19 protein-coding genes are annotated in these 11333 nt (G+C 60.8%); all 19 read left to right on the top strand.

The features are described 5' to 3' along the window. The first annotated feature begins 58 nt into the window (after positions 1-58). The 19 genes from rpsL to rpsN all read left to right on the top strand — a co-directional run bounded on the left by rpsL (position 59) and on the right by rpsN (position 11325). Positions 59-433: a 30S ribosomal protein S12 gene (gene rpsL, locus LY622_RS22345; RefSeq protein WP_010626462.1), complete on the top strand. Its 375-nt coding sequence runs from the start codon at positions 59-61 to the stop codon at positions 431-433. A 125-nt stretch (positions 434-558) separates the two neighbouring features. Continuing rightward, complete coding sequence (gene rpsG, locus LY622_RS22340) at positions 559-1029, top strand: 30S ribosomal protein S7 (RefSeq protein ID WP_114480494.1); 471 nt, start codon at positions 559-561, stop codon at positions 1027-1029. A gap of 42 nt (positions 1030-1071) precedes the next feature. Continuing rightward, the gene (fusA, locus tag LY622_RS22335) at positions 1072-3192 is read left to right on the top strand and encodes an elongation factor G (protein WP_234292932.1); all 2121 of its coding nucleotides are present in this window, start codon (positions 1072-1074) and stop codon (positions 3190-3192) included. A 32-nt stretch (positions 3193-3224) separates the two neighbouring features. Continuing rightward, the gene (gene tuf / locus LY622_RS22330; RefSeq protein WP_066443631.1) at positions 3225-4418 is read left to right on the top strand and encodes an elongation factor Tu; all 1194 of its coding nucleotides are present in this window, start codon (positions 3225-3227) and stop codon (positions 4416-4418) included. A gap of 164 nt (positions 4419-4582) precedes the next feature. After that, positions 4583-4894 carry a 30S ribosomal protein S10 gene (rpsJ, locus tag LY622_RS22325; protein WP_016419080.1) on the top strand — a complete coding sequence of 104 codons (312 nt, stop codon included), beginning with the start codon at positions 4583-4585 and terminating at the stop codon, positions 4892-4894. 162 nt (positions 4895-5056) lie between these two features. Beyond that, entirely contained in the window at positions 5057-5695 is a 639-nt protein-coding gene (gene rplC, locus LY622_RS22320; protein WP_066443633.1) for a 50S ribosomal protein L3, read from the top strand. A 14-nt stretch (positions 5696-5709) separates the two neighbouring features. Next, complete coding sequence (gene rplD / locus LY622_RS22315; protein WP_043518300.1) at positions 5710-6315, top strand: 50S ribosomal protein L4; 606 nt, start codon at positions 5710-5712, stop codon at positions 6313-6315. Continuing rightward, positions 6312-6608, top strand: a complete 297-nt coding sequence (rplW, locus tag LY622_RS22310; RefSeq protein WP_066443635.1) for a 50S ribosomal protein L23 — start codon at positions 6312-6314, stop codon at positions 6606-6608. The genes rplD and rplW overlap by 4 nt, the downstream gene beginning before the upstream one ends. A gap of 17 nt (positions 6609-6625) precedes the next feature. Next, positions 6626-7456, top strand: a complete 831-nt coding sequence (gene rplB, locus LY622_RS22305) for a 50S ribosomal protein L2 (RefSeq protein WP_234281032.1) — start codon at positions 6626-6628, stop codon at positions 7454-7456. Between the two features lie 33 nt (positions 7457-7489). Next, positions 7490-7765, top strand: a complete 276-nt coding sequence (rpsS, locus tag LY622_RS22300) for a 30S ribosomal protein S19 (RefSeq protein WP_008959165.1) — start codon at positions 7490-7492, stop codon at positions 7763-7765. An 18-nt stretch (positions 7766-7783) separates the two neighbouring features. Continuing rightward, the gene (gene rplV, locus LY622_RS22295) at positions 7784-8116 is read left to right on the top strand and encodes a 50S ribosomal protein L22 (protein ID WP_018917732.1); all 333 of its coding nucleotides are present in this window, start codon (positions 7784-7786) and stop codon (positions 8114-8116) included. Between the two features lie 11 nt (positions 8117-8127). Then, positions 8128-8826, top strand: a complete 699-nt coding sequence (gene rpsC / locus LY622_RS22290) for a 30S ribosomal protein S3 (protein ID WP_066443639.1) — start codon at positions 8128-8130, stop codon at positions 8824-8826. A 15-nt stretch (positions 8827-8841) separates the two neighbouring features. After that, positions 8842-9255, top strand: coding sequence for a 50S ribosomal protein L16 (gene rplP, locus LY622_RS22285; RefSeq protein WP_066443642.1), 414 nt, complete (start codon positions 8842-8844; stop codon positions 9253-9255). After that, positions 9255-9446 (top strand): 50S ribosomal protein L29, encoded by a 192-nt coding sequence (gene rpmC / locus LY622_RS22280; protein WP_066443645.1) that lies wholly within the window; start codon positions 9255-9257, stop codon positions 9444-9446. Before rplP ends, rpmC begins: the two co-directional genes overlap by 1 nt. Position 9447: 1 nt before the next feature. Then, entirely contained in the window at positions 9448-9708 is a 261-nt protein-coding gene (gene rpsQ, locus LY622_RS22275) for a 30S ribosomal protein S17 (protein WP_234281033.1), read from the top strand. A 39-nt stretch (positions 9709-9747) separates the two neighbouring features. Further along, a complete protein-coding gene (gene rplN, locus LY622_RS22270; protein ID WP_008959163.1) occupies positions 9748-10119 on the top strand; it encodes a 50S ribosomal protein L14 in 372 nt (123 codons plus the stop codon). 14 nt (positions 10120-10133) lie between these two features. Then, the gene (gene rplX, locus LY622_RS22265; RefSeq protein WP_234281034.1) at positions 10134-10451 is read left to right on the top strand and encodes a 50S ribosomal protein L24; all 318 of its coding nucleotides are present in this window, start codon (positions 10134-10136) and stop codon (positions 10449-10451) included. An 18-nt stretch (positions 10452-10469) separates the two neighbouring features. Continuing rightward, complete coding sequence (gene rplE / locus LY622_RS22260; protein WP_234281035.1) at positions 10470-11009, top strand: 50S ribosomal protein L5; 540 nt, start codon at positions 10470-10472, stop codon at positions 11007-11009. A 10-nt stretch (positions 11010-11019) separates the two neighbouring features. Continuing rightward, positions 11020-11325 (top strand): 30S ribosomal protein S14, encoded by a 306-nt coding sequence (rpsN, locus tag LY622_RS22255; protein ID WP_066443658.1) that lies wholly within the window; start codon positions 11020-11022, stop codon positions 11323-11325. Positions 11326-11333 lie beyond the last annotated feature (8 nt).

The following is an 11333-nucleotide window of genomic DNA, read 5'->3' as shown; positions in this document are numbered from 1 at the left end:
GGTGGGTGTGCCCGCGCCCGCTGAAAGGCAAGGCAACCATTGGAGTCAGCTACACAACATGGCAACGATCAATCAGCTCGTGCGCAAGCCGCGCAAGCGCCCCGCCGCCAAGAGCGACGTGCCGGCGCTGCAGGCCTGTCCGCAGAAGCGCGGTGTCTGCACCCGCGTCTACACCACCACCCCGAAGAAGCCGAACTCGGCCCTGCGTAAGGTCTGCCGCGTGCGCCTGACCAACGGGTTCGAGGTGTCGTCCTACATCGGTGGTGAAGGACACAACCTTCAGGAACACTCTGTCGTGCTGATCCGCGGCGGCCGTGTCAAGGATTTGCCGGGTGTGCGCTATCACACCGTTCGCGGCGCCCTGGACACTTCCGGCGTGCAGAACCGCAAGCAGGGCCGTTCCAAGTACGGCACCAAGCGTCCCAAGTCCTGATCGGCCTCGGTACGCATCCAGAATCAATTTCGGTCTGATAAGAGTAAGGCCGGGCGTCGCGAGTTCGAAAAGAGCGTGCGGGAGTTCCGGGTTTGCCTGAAAGACCCTTCGATAGAGGGCTTGTCATGCCTAGAAGAAGAGTAGTAGCCAAGCGCGAAATCCTGCCGGATCCCAAGTTCGGAAGTGAGCGCCTGGCGAAGTTCATGAACCACCTGATGTACAGCGGCAAGAAGTCTGTGGCCGAGCACATCGTCTACGGTGCGCTGGACAAGGTTGCCGAGCGTAGCAAGGAAGAGCCGCTGGAGATCTTCGATCGCGCGCTGGAAGCCATCCAGCCGATGGTCGAGGTCAAGTCCCGCCGCGTCGGTGGTGCGACCTATCAGGTTCCGGTAGAAGTTCGCCCCTCGCGTCGCCAGGCGCTGGCCATGCGTTGGCTGGTGGATGCGGCGCGCAAGCGCGGCGAGAAGACCATGGTGCAGCGTCTCGCTGGCGAGATGCTCGACGCCGCCGAGGGCAAGGGCTCCGCGGTCAAGAAGCGTGAAGACGTGCATCGCATGGCCGAGGCCAACAAGGCGTTCTCGCACTACCGCTTCTAAGTGCGCTTCTAAACGCATCGCCAACCAACGGGGAGTTCCACCGTGGCTCGCAAGACTCCACTAAAACGCTACCGTAATATCGGCATCGTCGCTCACGTCGATGCCGGCAAGACCACCACGACCGAGCGCGTGCTGTTCTACACCGGCCTGTCCCACAAGGTCGGTGAGGTCCATGATGGCGCAGCCACCATGGACTGGATGGAGCAGGAGCAGGAGCGTGGTATCACCATCACCTCCGCGGCGACCACCTGCTTCTGGCAGGGCATGAACAAGCAGTTCGATGAGCACCGCATCAACATCATCGACACGCCGGGACACGTTGACTTCACCATCGAAGTCGAGCGTTCCCTGCGCGTGCTCGACGGTGCCGTCGTGGTGCTGTGCGGCTCGTCCGGCGTCCAGCCCCAGACCGAGACCGTCTGGCGCCAGGCCAACAAGTACGAAGTCCCGCGCATGGTGTTCGTCAACAAGATGGACCGCACCGGCGCCGACTTCTTCATGGTGGTCGACCAGCTCAAGGAGCGTCTCGGCGCCAATGCCGTGCCGATCCAGATCAACTGGGGCACCGAGGAAGACTTCAAGGGTGTCGTCGACCTGATCACCATGAAGGCCATCGTCTGGAATGAAGCCGACCAGGGCATGAGCTATGACCTCGTCGATATTCCTGCCGAGCTTCAGGAGACCGCCGAGAAGTACCGCGAAGAGATGGTCGAGGCGGCCGCCGAGGCATCCGAAGAGCTGATGGACAAGTATCTCGAGGGTGGTGAGCTGACCATCGAAGAGATCAAGGCCGGCCTGCGTCGCCGCACCCTGGCCAACGAGATCGTGCTCGTGACCTGCGGCTCGGCGTTCAAGAACAAGGGCGTGCAGGCCGTGCTCGATGGCGTCATCGAGTACATGCCGTCACCCACCGAGGTCAAGGCCATCGAGGGTGAGCTGGACGACAGGGATGGCACCATCGCCACCCGCGAGGCGGATGACAGTGCTCCCTTCGCCGCGCTGGCGTTCAAGATCGCCACCGATCCGTTCGTCGGTACCCTGACCTTCATTCGCGTCTATTCCGGGGTGCTGAACTCCGGCGACAGCGTCTACAACTCGGTCAAGCAGAAGAAAGAGCGCGTGGGTCGTATCGTGCAGATGCACGCCAACTCGCGCGAAGAGATCAAGGAAGTTCTGGCTGGTGACATCGCTGCCTGTATCGGCCTGAAGGACGTCACCACGGGCGATACCCTGTGCGATCTGAACGACAAGATCGTGCTGGAGCGCATGGAGTTCCCGGATCCGGTGATCTCCGTGGCCGTGGAGCCGAAGACCAAGACCGACCAGGAGAAGATGGGCGTCGCACTGGGCAAGCTGGCCCAGGAAGATCCCTCCTTCCGCGTCAAGACCGACGAGGAAACCGGGCAGACCATCATCTCCGGCATGGGCGAGCTGCACCTCGATATCATCGTCGACCGCATGCGTCGCGAGTTCAAGGTCGAGGCCAATATCGGCAAGCCCCAGGTCGCCTACCGCGAAACCATTCGCGGCAGCGTCGAGCAGGAAGGCAAGTTCGTGCGTCAGTCTGGCGGTCGCGGCCAGTATGGCCACGTCTGGCTGCGTATCGAGCCGCTGACCGAGGCGGACAAGGGCGAAGACGAAGACATGCACTTCAAGTTCGCTTCCGAGATCGTCGGCGGTGTGGTGCCCAAGGAGTACGTGGGTGCCGTCGAGAAAGGGGCCTTTGAGCAGCTGCAGAACGGCGTCATCGCGGGTTACCCGATGATCGACGTCAAGGTCACGCTGTACGATGGCTCCTACCATGACGTGGACTCGAACGAGAACGCGTTCAAGGTTGCCTCTTCCATGGCTGTCAAGGAAGGGGCCCGCAAGGCCAAAGCCGTGCTGCTGGAACCGGTGATGAAGGTCGAGGTCGTGACCCCCGAGGAATTCATGGGTGACGTCATGGGCGACCTGAACCGTCGTCGCGGTCTGGTGCAGGGCATGGATGACTCTTCCTCCGGCAAGATCATCCGCGCGACGGTGCCGCTGGGCGAGATGTTCGGTTACGCAACCGATCTGCGTTCTCAGTCCCAGGGTCGTGCGAGCTACACTATGGAGTTCTCGAAGTACGACGAGGCGCCCTCCAGCATCGTAGAAGCCGTCATCAACCAGAAAGGTTAAACCGTTTTAGCTAACGTAAAGAGGTTATCGAAGTGGCTAAGGAAAAATTCGAACGTTCCAAACCGCACGTCAACGTCGGCACCATCGGTCACGTCGACCACGGCAAGACCACTCTGACTGCGGCCCTGACTCGCGTTTCTGCCGAGGTGTTCGGCGGCGACTGGCGTGAATTCGACACCATCGACAACGCACCGGAAGAGCGTGAGCGCGGCATCACCATCGCCACCTCCCACGTCGAGTACCAGTCCGAGCAGCGTCACTACGCTCACGTCGACTGCCCGGGACACGCCGACTACGTCAAGAACATGATCACCGGTGCTGCCCAGATGGACGGCGCTATCCTGGTCTGTTCCGCCGCCGACGGCCCCATGCCGCAGACTCGCGAGCACATCCTGCTCTCGCGTCAGGTCGGCGTGCCGTACATCGTCGTGTTCCTGAACAAGGCCGACATGGTCGATGACGAAGAGCTGCTCGAGCTGGTCGAGATGGAAGTTCGCGAGCTGCTGAGCGAGTACGACTTCCCGGGCGACGACACCCCGATCATCACCGGCTCTGCCCTGATGGCGCTGGAAGGCAAGGACGACAACGGCATGGGTACCACCGCCGTTGCCAACCTGATCAAGGCCCTGGACGACTATATCCCGGAGCCGGAGCGCGCCATCGACCAGCCGTTCCTGATGCCGATCGAGGATGTCTTCTCCATCTCCGGTCGTGGCACCGTGGTCACCGGCCGTATCGAGCGTGGCATCGTCAAGGCTGGCGAGGAAGTCGAGATCGTCGGTATCCGCGACACCACCAAGACCGTCGTGACCGGCGTCGAGATGTTCCGCAAGCTGCTCGACGAAGGTCGTGCCGGTGAGAACGTCGGCGCCCTGCTGCGTGGCACCAAGCGTGATGACGTCGAGCGTGGTCAGGTTCTGGCCAAGCCGGGCTCCATCAATCCGCACACCGTCTTCGAAGCCGAAGTCTACGTGCTGTCCAAGGAAGAGGGTGGTCGTCACACGCCGTTCTTCAAGGGCTACCGTCCGCAGTTCTACTTCCGTACCACTGACGTGACCGGTACCTGTGAACTGCCGGAAGGCGTCGAGATGGTCATGCCGGGCGACAACGTCAAGATGGTTGTCACCCTGATCGCTCCGATCGCCATGGATGACGGCCTGCGCTTCGCCATCCGCGAAGGCGGCCGTACCGTCGGCGCTGGCGTCGTGGCCAAGATCATCCAGTAAGCGGTTTTCGCTGGAATGATCGAAGGGGGCTCCGGTTGGAGCCCCCTTTCTGCGCACCGCGGGCAGAGTGTTTGACTCTCGCACGCGACGTGCCTATAATGCGCATCCTTTGAATGCGTGGGTAGACGGCCGACGCCGTCGACATCCATTGGAGTTTAGGGCAAATGCAGAACCAGAAGATTCGCATTCGGTTGAAAGCTTTCGACCATCGCCTGATCGACCAGTCCGCCGCGGAGATCGTTGAAACCGCCAAGCGTACCGGTGCTCAGGTACGTGGGCCGATCCCGCTGCCGACCAATCGTGAGCGCTACACCATCCTGATCTCTCCGCACGTCAACAAGGACGCGCGCGATCAGTATGAGATTCGCACTCACAAGCGTGTGCTCGATATCGTCGAGCCGACCGAGAAGACTGTCGATGCCCTGATGAAGCTCGACCTCGCCGCTGGCGTGGACGTTCAGATCAAGCTCGACTGACTACACTAGACACCCCGCGGCCCAGCGCTCATCGCCTCTTTTGAAGAGCTAGCATGAGCAGCAGCCGCCACGCCGGGATGGCGTCATACAACGTGCTAGTGGAATGCTCTGGAAAGGGCAGCCATAGCGGGTGATAGCCCCGTACACTAAAGGAGACTGAGAATGACTATCGGTTTAGTCGGTAGAAAGGCCGGTATGACCCGTGTCTTTACCGAAGATGGCGCCTCTGTGCCCGTAACCGTGATCGAGGTTGAGCCGAATCGCGTCACCAGCGTCAAGTCTGTCGAAGCCGACGGCTACGCAGCGATTCAGGTCACAACCGGCTCCCGCAAGGCCAAGCACCTCACCAAGGCCCAGGCAGGTCAATATGCCAAGGCAGGTGTCGAGGCCGGTCGTGCGCTGATGGAGTTCCGCCTTGCAGAAGGCGATGAGGCTCCGGCAGTGGGCGGCGAACTCACCGTATCCCTCTTCGAAGCTGGTCAGATGGTTGATGTGACCGGTACCTCCAAGGGCAAGGGCTTCCAGGGCGCCGTCAAGCGCTGGAACTTCCGTACCCAGGATGCCACCCACGGCAACTCACTGTCGCACCGCGCGCCGGGTTCCATCGGCATGTGTCAGACCCCGGGTCGTGTCTTCAAAGGCAAGAAGATGGCCGGCCAGATGGGCAATGTCCGCTGCACCGTGCAGAGCCTGGAAATTGTCCGTGTCGACGCCGAACGCAACCTGCTGCTGGTCAAGGGCGCCGTACCCGGTGCTACCGGCAGCGACGTCATTGTTCGCAGCGCCGTCAAGGCTGGCTGAAGGGGATAGAACCGATGAATCTGAATCTAGCTGCAGGCGCGGGCACTGTCGAAGTCGCCGACGCCACCTTTGGCAAAGAATTCAACGAGGCGCTGGTTCACCAGGTCGTCACCGCCTATCTGGCCGGTGGTCGTCAGGGAACCCGTGCCCAGAAGAACCGTTCCGACGTGCGTGGCGGTGGCAAGAAGCCGTGGCGCCAGAAGGGCACCGGTCGTGCTCGTGCCGGTACCATTCGCTCGCCCCTGTGGCGTAGCGGTGGTGTGACCTTTGCGGCTCGCCCGCAGGATCACTCCCACAAGGTCAACCGCAAGATGTACCGTGCGGCCATGCGCGCGATTCTCTCCGAGCTGGTTCGCCAGGAGCGTCTGGTGGCGATCGACGAGATCACCGTCGAGGCGCCCCGGACCAAGGAGTTGGTGGCCAAGCTCAAGGAGCTGAACCTCGAGAAAGTGCTGATCGTCACCGAGGAAGTCGACGAGAAGCTCTATCTGGCCGCCCGCAACATTCCCAACGTGGATGTGGTGGATGTGGCTGCTGCCGACCCGGTGAGCCTGATCGCCTTCGACAAGGTGCTGGTCACCGTCTCTGCTCTGCGTAAATTCGAGGAGAAGCTGGCATGAACCAGGAACGCGTATTCAAGGTTCTGCTTGGTCCGCACGTGACCGAGAAGGCCGCTTTCGCCGCTGAGAACAACCAGTACGTGTTCAAGGTGGCCAGTGACGCGACCAAGCCGGAAATCAAGCAGGCCGTTCAGGTCCTGTTCGGCAAGAAGGTCGATCGCGTCCAGGTATTGAACGTCAAGGGCAAGACCAAGCGCTCCGCGAATGGTCTGGGCCGTCGCCAGGGCTACCGCAAGGCTTATGTGTCCCTGGCCGCCGGTGAGACGCTCGAAGACTTCACTGGCGCCGAATAAGGGCAGGAGTACGGATCATGGCAATCGTCAAGACAAAACCCACATCCGCCGGTCGTCGCCACGTCGTCAAGGTCGTCAGCGAGGATCTGCACAAGGGCAAGCCCTATGCACCGCTGCTCGAGAAGCAGTCGCGCTCCGGTGGACGTAACAACAACGGCCGCATCACCACCCGTCACGTGGGCGGTGGTCACCGTCAGCATTATCGGCTCGTGGACTTCAAGCGCACCAAGGATGGCGTTCCCGCCGTCGTCGAGCGCCTGGAATACGACCCGAACCGCAGCGCCCACATCGCGCTGCTGAAGTATCTGGACGGCGAGCGTCGCTACATCATCGCGCCCAAGGGCGTGAAGGCCGGCGACCGTCTCGAGTCTGGTGTCAACGCGGCGATCAGGAAGGGTAACACCCTGCCGCTGCGTAACATCCCGCTGGGTTCCACCGTGCACTGCATCGAACTGAAGCCCGGCAAGGGTGCCCAGATCGCGCGCAGCGCCGGCACCAGCGCCCAGCTGGTCGCTCGTGAAGGTAACTATGCCACCCTGCGTCTGCGCTCCGGCGAGATGCGCAAGGTGCTGGCAGAGTGCCGCGCGACCTTGGGGGAAGTGAGCAACTCCGAGCACAGCCTGCGTCAACTTGGCAAGGCCGGTGCGAAGCGCTGGAGAGGCGTGCGTCCGACCGTTCGCGGTGTGGCCATGAACCCGGTGGATCACCCGCACGGCGGCGGCGAAGGCCGCACCAGCGGTGGTCGTCACCCGGTGTCCCCGTGGGGCGTTCCCACCAAGGGCCACAAGACGCGCAAGAACAAGCGCACCGACAAGCTCATCATCCGTCGCCGCAAGGCACGGGGCTGAGACCATACGCCAAGACATTAAGAGGTAACGGCTGTGCCACGTTCACTGAAGAAAGGTCCCTTCATTGACCTTCATCTGTTGAAGAAGGTTGAGGCTGCAGTGGAGAAGAGCGACCGCAAACCGATCAAGACCTGGTCGCGTCGCTCCATGATCCTGCCGAATATGGTCGGGCTCACCATTGCTGTCCATAACGGTCGCCAACACGTCCCGGTGCACGTCTCCGAGGAAATGGTTGGCCACAAGCTGGGCGAATTCGCTGCCACCCGCACGTATCGCGGGCATGCGGCGGACAAGAAAGCCAAACGGTAAGCCAGAGAGGATTGAGAGATGGAAGTCACAGCTAAGCTGCGTGGCGCTCGTTTATCCGCCCAGAAGGCCCGTTTGGTGGCTGACCAGGTGCGCGGTAAACCGGTCGCCGAAGCAATTGACCTGCTGACCTTCTCACCGAAGAAGGCTGCCAAGCTGGTCAAGAAGGTGCTTCAGTCCGCCATCGCGAATGCGGAAGAAAACAACGGTATGGATATCGACGAGCTGCGTGTCTCGACCATCTGCGTCGATGAGGGCATGACGCTCAAGCGCATCAAGCCGCGTGCCAAGGGCCGTGCGGATCGCATTTTGAAGCGCACCTGCCACATCACCGTCAAGGTAGCCGAGAAGTAGGAGTCGACCAGATGGGTCAGAAAGTACATCCGACAGGTATTCGGCTGGGTATCGTCAAGGATCACTCCTCGGTGTGGTATGCCGAGCGCGGTGCCTACGCCGACAAGCTGAATAATGATCTCGAAGTGCGTCGTTTCCTCGAGGAGCGACTGAAGAATGCGTCCGTGAGTCGCATCCACATCGAGCGTCCGGCGAACAACGCCCGCATTACCATTCACACCGCCCGTCCGGGCATCGTGATTGGCAAGAAGGGTGAAGACGTTGATCGTCTGCGTCGCGACGTCACGGCGATGATGGGCGTGCCCGTGCACGTCAACATCGAAGAAGTCCGCAAGCCGGAACTGGATGCCAAGCTCGTCGCGCAGAACATCGCCGGCCAGCTCGAGCGTCGCGTCATGTTCCGTCGTGCCATGAAGCGTTCCGTGCAGAACGCCATGCGCCTGGGTGCCGGTGGTATCAAGGTGATGCTGTCGGGTCGCCTCGGTGGTGCGGAAATCGCACGTACCGAATGGTACCGCGAAGGCCGCGTGCCGCTTCACACCCTGCGTGCGGACATCGACTACGCCACCTACGAAGCAAAAACCACTTACGGCATCATCGGTGTCAAGGTTTGGGTCTTCAAGGGTGAAATCCTCGGGGGCATCGAAGAGGTCCGCGCCAAGGCTAAACAGCCGCAGGCCGCGCCCTCCAAGAAGAAAGGTTCCAGGTAAGGGGAGAGCGAGTCGATGTTACAACCCAAGCGCATGAAATTCCGCAAGATGATGAAGGGCCGCAACCGTGGCCTGGCGCATCGCGGAAGCAAGATCAGCTTCGGGGAATATGGCCTGAAGGCAACCGGTCGCGGCCGTATCACGGCGCGCCAGATCGAAGCCGGCCGTCGTGCGATCACTCGTCACGTCAAGCGTGGCGGCAAGATCTGGATCCGCATATTCCCTGACAAGCCGATTTCCAAGAAGCCGCTCGAAGTTCGTATGGGCAAGGGCAAGGGCTCCGTCGAGTACTGGGTCGCACAGATCCAGCCTGGCCGGGTCCTGTATGAAATCGAAGGGGTGTCGGAAGAGCTGGCTCGTGAAGCCTTCTCCCTGGCGGCCCAGAAGATGCCCATATCCACCACCTTTGTGAAACGGACGGTGATGTGATGAAAGCCCAGGAAATTCGTGAAAAGTCAGTAGACGAACTGCGTGAGCAGCTCTTCGAACTCCTCCGCGAGCAGTTCAACCTGCGCATGCAGAAGGCCACTGGCCAACTGAGCCAGACTCATCTGCTCAAGCAGGTCCGTCGGGATATCGCCCGCGTCAAGACTGTGCTCAACGAGAAGGCAGGTGACTGAGATGGCCGAAGAAAAGAAAGCTCGTACGCTCACCGGCAAGGTGGTGAGCGACAAGATGGAGAAGTCCATCGTCGTCATGATCGAGCGCCGTGAACGGCACCCGATCTATGGCAAGTACGTCAAGCGCTCCACCAAGCTGCACGCCCACGACGAGACAAATCAGGCGAAGGTCGGCGACACGGTTTCCATCCAGGAATGCCGTCCGCTGTCCAGGAAGAAAGCCTGGTCCCTGGTCGAGGTGGTCGAGCACGCCAAAGGCTGAGCTCGGCGAGAGCAGTCAGATTAGGTTTGGAGAAAACCGATGATTCAGACTCAGACAATGCTGGATGTCGCCGACAACAGCGGAGCGCGCCGGGTGCAGTGCATCAAGGTGCTTGGCGGTTCACACCGTCGCTACGCTCGCGTGGGTGACATCATCAAGGTCACGGTGAAGGAAGCCATTCCGCGTGGCAAGGTCAAGAAAGGCCAGGTCCTCAAGGCGGTTGTGGTTCGCACCCGCAGCGGTGTCCGTCGTCCCGACGGCTCGCTGATCCGCTTCGATGGAAATGCGGCAGTTCTGTTGAACAACACCAACGAACAGCCGATCGGTACCCGTATCTTCGGACCGGTGACACGTGAGCTTCGCAACGAGAAGTTCATGAAGATCATTTCCCTGGCGCCCGAAGTGCTGTAAGGAGCGAGGCGGATATGCAAAAGATCAAACGTGACGATGAAGTGATCGTCATCGCCGGCAAGGATAAGGGCAAGCGTGGCACGGTAAAGCGCGTCCTCGGAGAGGAACGCTTTGTGGTGTCCGGTGTGAACATGATCAAGCGTCACACCAAGCCCAATCCTATGGCGGGCAAGCAGGGCGGTATCGTCGAGCGCGAGGCTCCGATTCACGCGTCCAACGTGGCGATCTTCAACTCGGAGACCGGTAAGGCGGATCGCGTCGGCTTCCAGGTTCAGGAAGACGGTACCAAGGTACGTATCTACAAGTCGACGCAGACGCAGATCGACGCCTAACGCGAGTCGGGTAGCAAAATGGCGAACTTGAAAGAACGTTATCAGAACGAGGTGGTGGCTCAGCTCAAAGAGCAGTTCAGCTACGCCAACGTGATGCAGGTGCCGCGGATCACCAAGGTGACTCTGAATATGGGCATCGGCGACGCGACCAGCGACAAGAAGCTGATCGAGAATGCCGTCGGCGACCTGGAGAAGCTCTCCGGTCAGAAGCCGTTGGTGACCAAGGCACGGAAGTCCATTGCGGGCTTCAAGGTGCGCGAAGGCTGGCCGATCGGCATCAAGGTGACCCTGCGCAGTGAGCGCATGTGGGAATTCCTCGATCGCCTGGTCAACATCGCGATACCCCGCGTGCGTGACTTCCGTGGTCTCAACCCGAAGTCCTTCGACGGTCGCGGCAACTACTCCATGGGTGTGCGTGAGCAGATCATCTTCCCGGAGATCGAGTATGATAAGATCGACCGGATTCGTGGTCTGGATGTCACCATCACCACCACTGCCAACACCGACGACGAAGGTCGTGCGCTGCTGAGCGCGCTGAACTTCCCGTTCAAGAAATAAGGGTTGGATCATGGCAAAGAAGAGCATGGTAGAGCGTGAGCTCAAGCGCACCAAGCTGGTCGCGAAGTATGCGGCCCGGCGCGCCGAGCTCAAGGCGATCATCCAGAACGTGAACACTTCTGAAGAAGAGCGCTTCGACGCAACGCTCAAGCTGCAGCAGTTGCCGCGTGACTCGAGCCCGGTACGTCAGCGTAACCGCTGCCGCATCACCGGTCGTCCGCACGGCTACTACAACAAGTTCGGCTTGGGCCGCAACAAGCTGCGTGAAGCCGCTATGCGTGGCGAAGTCCCTGGGCTGAAGAAGTCCAGTTGGTAAGCCGCCAC

The organism is Halomonas alkalisoli (assembly GCF_021412585.1).
GTDB classification, from domain to species: Bacteria; Pseudomonadota; Gammaproteobacteria; order Pseudomonadales; family Halomonadaceae; genus Halomonas; species Halomonas alkalisoli.
The sequence above is the reverse complement of the archived record's forward strand: the minus strand, read 5'-3'. Positions and strand labels throughout refer to the sequence as shown.

Excerpts from the sequence above, each read along its gene's own strand:
- rpmC (WP_066443645.1), top strand. The coding sequence starts at position 9,255 with ATGAAAGCCCAGGAAATTCGTGAAAAGTCAGTAGACGAACTGCGTGAG.
- rpsC (WP_066443639.1), top strand. The coding sequence starts at position 8,128 with ATGGGTCAGAAAGTACATCCGACAGGTATTCGGCTGGGTATCGTCAAG.
- rpsG (WP_114480494.1), top strand. The coding sequence starts at position 559 with ATGCCTAGAAGAAGAGTAGTAGCCAAGCGCGAAATCCTGCCGGATCCC.
- rplP (WP_066443642.1), top strand. The coding sequence starts at position 8,842 with ATGTTACAACCCAAGCGCATGAAATTCCGCAAGATGATGAAGGGCCGC.
- rplD (WP_043518300.1), top strand. The coding sequence starts at position 5,710 with ATGAATCTGAATCTAGCTGCAGGCGCGGGCACTGTCGAAGTCGCCGAC.
- rplB (WP_234281032.1), top strand. The coding sequence starts at position 6,626 with ATGGCAATCGTCAAGACAAAACCCACATCCGCCGGTCGTCGCCACGTC.
- rplW (WP_066443635.1), top strand. The coding sequence starts at position 6,312 with ATGAACCAGGAACGCGTATTCAAGGTTCTGCTTGGTCCGCACGTGACC.
- rpsN (WP_066443658.1), top strand. The coding sequence starts at position 11,020 with ATGGCAAAGAAGAGCATGGTAGAGCGTGAGCTCAAGCGCACCAAGCTG.
- rplC (WP_066443633.1), top strand. The coding sequence starts at position 5,057 with ATGACTATCGGTTTAGTCGGTAGAAAGGCCGGTATGACCCGTGTCTTT.
- rpsQ (WP_234281033.1), top strand. The coding sequence starts at position 9,448 with ATGGCCGAAGAAAAGAAAGCTCGTACGCTCACCGGCAAGGTGGTGAGC.
- rpsL (WP_010626462.1), top strand. The coding sequence starts at position 59 with ATGGCAACGATCAATCAGCTCGTGCGCAAGCCGCGCAAGCGCCCCGCC.
- rplN (WP_008959163.1), top strand. The coding sequence starts at position 9,748 with ATGATTCAGACTCAGACAATGCTGGATGTCGCCGACAACAGCGGAGCG.
- rplX (WP_234281034.1), top strand. The coding sequence starts at position 10,134 with ATGCAAAAGATCAAACGTGACGATGAAGTGATCGTCATCGCCGGCAAG.
- rplV (WP_018917732.1), top strand. The coding sequence starts at position 7,784 with ATGGAAGTCACAGCTAAGCTGCGTGGCGCTCGTTTATCCGCCCAGAAG.
- rplE (WP_234281035.1), top strand. The coding sequence starts at position 10,470 with ATGGCGAACTTGAAAGAACGTTATCAGAACGAGGTGGTGGCTCAGCTC.
- rpsJ (WP_016419080.1), top strand. The coding sequence starts at position 4,583 with ATGCAGAACCAGAAGATTCGCATTCGGTTGAAAGCTTTCGACCATCGC.